At 34.8% G+C, this 3,608-nt stretch carries 5 protein-coding genes; all 5 read right to left on the bottom strand.

Going from position 1 to position 3,608, the window contains the following annotated elements:
• Positions 1–11: 11 nt before the first annotated feature.
• Positions 12–269, bottom strand: a complete 258-nt coding sequence (tnpA, locus tag DW826_RS17510; RefSeq protein ID WP_242990701.1) for an IS200/IS605 family transposase — start codon at positions 267–269, stop codon at positions 12–14.
• A gap of 330 nt (positions 270–599) precedes the next feature.
• On the bottom strand, positions 600–1,553 hold the full coding sequence (locus DW826_RS17515; protein WP_117553321.1) for a macro domain-containing protein: 954 nt from the start codon (positions 1,551–1,553) through the stop codon (positions 600–602).
• A complete protein-coding gene (locus DW826_RS17520; protein ID WP_117471310.1) occupies positions 1,513–2,124 on the bottom strand; it encodes a hypothetical protein in 612 nt (203 codons plus the stop codon). Before DW826_RS17520 ends, DW826_RS17515 begins: the two co-directional genes overlap by 41 nt.
• Positions 2,125–2,195: 71 nt before the next feature.
• Positions 2,196–3,287, bottom strand: a complete 1,092-nt coding sequence (locus DW826_RS17525) for a HigA family addiction module antitoxin (RefSeq protein WP_117471311.1) — start codon at positions 3,285–3,287, stop codon at positions 2,196–2,198.
• The coding region (locus DW826_RS17530) for a hypothetical protein (protein ID WP_347466417.1) at positions 3,256–3,608 on the bottom strand (353 nt) is incomplete at its 5' end. The genes DW826_RS17525 and DW826_RS17530, both read right to left, overlap by 32 nt.

Here is a 3,608-nt window from a genome sequence, read left to right on the forward strand (position 1 = left end):
ATCGTAAATCATTAGCGTACTTTTCCTTTTAAATATCCCATAAAATCTGAGATACTTTCTTTCGGCGGAATTGCTACGCTTAAATGGACATGATCCTTACATACTGCACCTGCTATGATCTCCACTTTTCGGTACTTGCATAATGTACTTATGATTTCCTTAATGTCTTCTCTTAATCTTCCATACAAAATTCTTTTTCTGTATTTCGGTATAAATACTATGTGATACTGGCATTTCCATCTGGTATGTGATAAACTTCTATTGTCCATTTGGACCGCCTCCTTTGATTTTGAGTTTGGCTTGCGACACCATTCTCGTCATATCACAGGAGGCTTTATTTTGTTATCCTCACAGTCTCCACTTATTCCATTCTCCCCAGCATAGCTGGGGGATTAGACTTTTCATTCACAGAGGAACAACAACAGTTACTTCGCCAAAACCCTTACATTCCCAGTTATGGATCTCCTTTATAGCCTTCTAACAATCCTCTCCATATAAACGGTATAATGTTTCTTTCTATAGTTAGAATTCAAGATTGATATGTAACCATTAAGCCATTACCCCTTCCAATTCATGCTAATACCCCCATGGAGTATATACTATTTAAATTCACACTTATAATCAATATATTTCCCAATCCTTTTCAAATCTATCTTATCTTCAAGGTAATCTTTGGGACTAATACAAATAGTTAACTTCCGAGCAATCTTGTCTTTAGAGTCAACAAAAATATTAACGGTTTCTTTTACAACATTTTCTAATGTTGCTTCTCGAATCGCAGCTTTTCCCGTTCCCATTAAAGGTGTAGCAATATCATCACAGTGGCCAAACAAAAGTATAGCGTTTAATAATCCTTTCAGAGCAATATCGACATTGTGGAATGTTTGATTTATTGGTTTTCCATATTTGTTTACATCATTTATAGCGACAAAATAAAAATGTTTTCCCCTTACATCAACTTTTGCCACTGTTCCTACCGGATATTGCTTTACTGGACCATGTATATCTGAACTAGCTTTGCCAATAACTCCCTGCTGTTCGAGACTAGTTGCAATTAATTTATCCAATTCATTCATATTTTTTGCAAAATATTTGAGTTGAAAAGCTCCTTGCACACTATTTGGGCTAACATATTCAGCCTCCATAATTGTGCGAAAATATGTATTTGTGGGTATCACATAACTAGACGCTTTTATGGAGAATAGATCATTTACCTCAACCTCAACTTGAAGGTCATCATCTTTTACCTTACTTTTGTAAGACACCTGTTCATGATTTTTAACAAAAGATGTGATGGTGCCTATTAATATTAGAATCATCCAATATCTCTTACAAAGATTTTCAGCTGTAGTAAATCCTATCAAATCTTTCAGAAGAACTGAAAAAGCGAAAACAGATGAAATATAACCTATCGCCGTATATCCTAATTTGAATACTGCTGCGATGGTATTTTTTTCAGCCATTAAACACTTAATCCATATTTTTATTTTGTCATAAAAAACAACTATTTTTCTATTCATATCCAAGTGCTTTTTTGATATATTGATAGTCACCAACTTTTTCTCCCTGAGCATTCTTTTTCCAAAATGGATGTGCATTTTCTTCATATGCATTCATGTATGCAGGAAGCCACTTTGACTGTTTATTCAGCGAATTATAAACTATAATAATTGTCTTATTCTTCTTTTGTGCCTGCATAAATTCATGCTTAAGGTAAGAAAATGCATTGATGTATCCTACGTCATCATTGGGACCTGGTGTTGATGTTTTTCCATATATTTTACAGGTATCTGATCCATTCGCATTTTGCTTATATGGTGTACAATCACATCCCTCGCCATCACTATTTCTCTTACATGAGCTGCCAGCTGTGCGGGAAGCTGTTTTATCACCAACAATGAAAATAACTGCTGAAGAGGCACAAATCTGCGCATTAAATTCCTTCTTTAAATCACACGGGCGACAATCTTTATCGTTTGATATGCTTCTTGATGCAACTTGCGCAGTATCAACATAATCCACTTTATGTTTGGCATCTTTTCCCCACGAATGAAGTTCATTGATCACATCGCGATCACCATCATCTGCAGAATAATCTGCACTAATATATACTCTCTGGCTCATTAATAATCCTCCGTTGTAAAATTTTAAGTTCTAAATAATCAGATTGACTATTTTATACAAAAGTATTTCATCTAATCACTCCACTTATATCTCAATTTATACTTGCTATACATTTTATAATCTAAATATTTTTCTTTTTGCAGGCGCCCTATAACGATATATGGCATTACATTCTGGGATTCAGCATATCTGCAAATTGCTTCAATAGAAAAATCCTTTCTTTGAATAAACATTTCATAGCTTTTAGGAGACAAGAGCATATTACTTGCAAAAAGGTCAGCAGCTAATTCTTTGTCTTGATCATTACCATAGTCTAAAAATTTCAGATTTTTCCCTATATCTCCATTAACAATATGGCCGATTTCATGGAATAAGGAAAACCAAAAAATATCGGCAAATGCCCCCCTTATAGTCAAAACCATTTGATATATGCCATCACTTTTTTGAGAAATATATCCTTGCACAGGAGCACCTCTGAAATTTCTTGCAACTGAAAAATCTATTCCATATTTCTCCATTACATTCTTTAAATCTCTTTGTATCACTGCGTTTTTACAGCACATAACACTTTTTATTTCATGAATTAAATCAGTAGTATATTTTTTCTCGAATTTAGCTGACATGATTTTATCGTTTCCAGCAAGCTGACACAGACGAATCCATGCGCCAAGCACATTTGGATTTACCGTGGCATAACCAGCCATACGAAAAGCGCCAACTGGAATCATTTCTTTCAAATTTGCTATATCACTAATTTGTAAAACCTTTCGCAAAGAAAGAATGGAATCATCTTTATTTTCTCCTGTAGGCATCATTCCTCTTTGCCTCAAATATTTTACAATATCCTTTAAATCTTCTCGTACACTGCGTTCTTTATCAGTAATTGTTTGCTCTTCGTTTATTTCTAAAAGTTCCGCCTCATAATTTGCCTGAAGGTTCAACCAAAAAGACTTTGGTACTCCTAAAGCATATTCTAATCCCATCGCAAAGTTCGCAGATATGCCCTTTTTCCCCGCAATTACATTACTTACGTAAGCCGGAGAAACCCCGGCTCTTGATGCCAACTCAGCCTGCGTAATTCCACGGTCTTCTAACACATCGGCAATAGTTTCTCCCGGGTGAATTATTAGATCACGAGATATACCAATTTTCTTTGCTGCCATGGTAATCACTCACTCCTTCCACTTCAATTTCGGTACAAATCATAATAGTATCTTGCGTTGCATTTGGTTCAATAATCAATCTGGCATTTGGTGCCACATGTAACGAATACCGAATTTGCTGATACCCTTCAAGTGGTTCCGGTTTTCCTAATCCTAATGCTAAAAAATCTCCAAAACACTCTGCTGCTTTTAAGCGATCCATATGCTTTTTTATAGTTTTTACCCATTCAAAAGGTATTTTCTTTTGCATTTTATTATAGTCTTCAAAGTATTTTTTTACTTTAACCTGTTGTGCTAGATAAAATAATATAAAGAAACTTC

Source organism: Clostridium sp. AM34-11AC, from assembly GCF_003435375.1.
Classification (GTDB): Bacteria; Bacillota; Clostridia; order Lachnospirales; family Lachnospiraceae; genus Pilosibacter; species Pilosibacter fragilis.

Bases quoted from the DNA above. Each gene is read 5' to 3' on its own strand.
- tnpA (WP_242990701.1), bottom strand. From the start codon at position 269: ATGGACAATAGAAGTTTATCACATACCAGATGGAAATGCCAGTATCAC.
- DW826_RS17520 (WP_117471310.1), bottom strand. From the start codon at position 2,124: ATGAGCCAGAGAGTATATATTAGTGCAGATTATTCTGCAGATGATGGT.
- DW826_RS17525 (WP_117471311.1), bottom strand. From the start codon at position 3,287: ATGGCAGCAAAGAAAATTGGTATATCTCGTGATCTAATAATTCACCCG.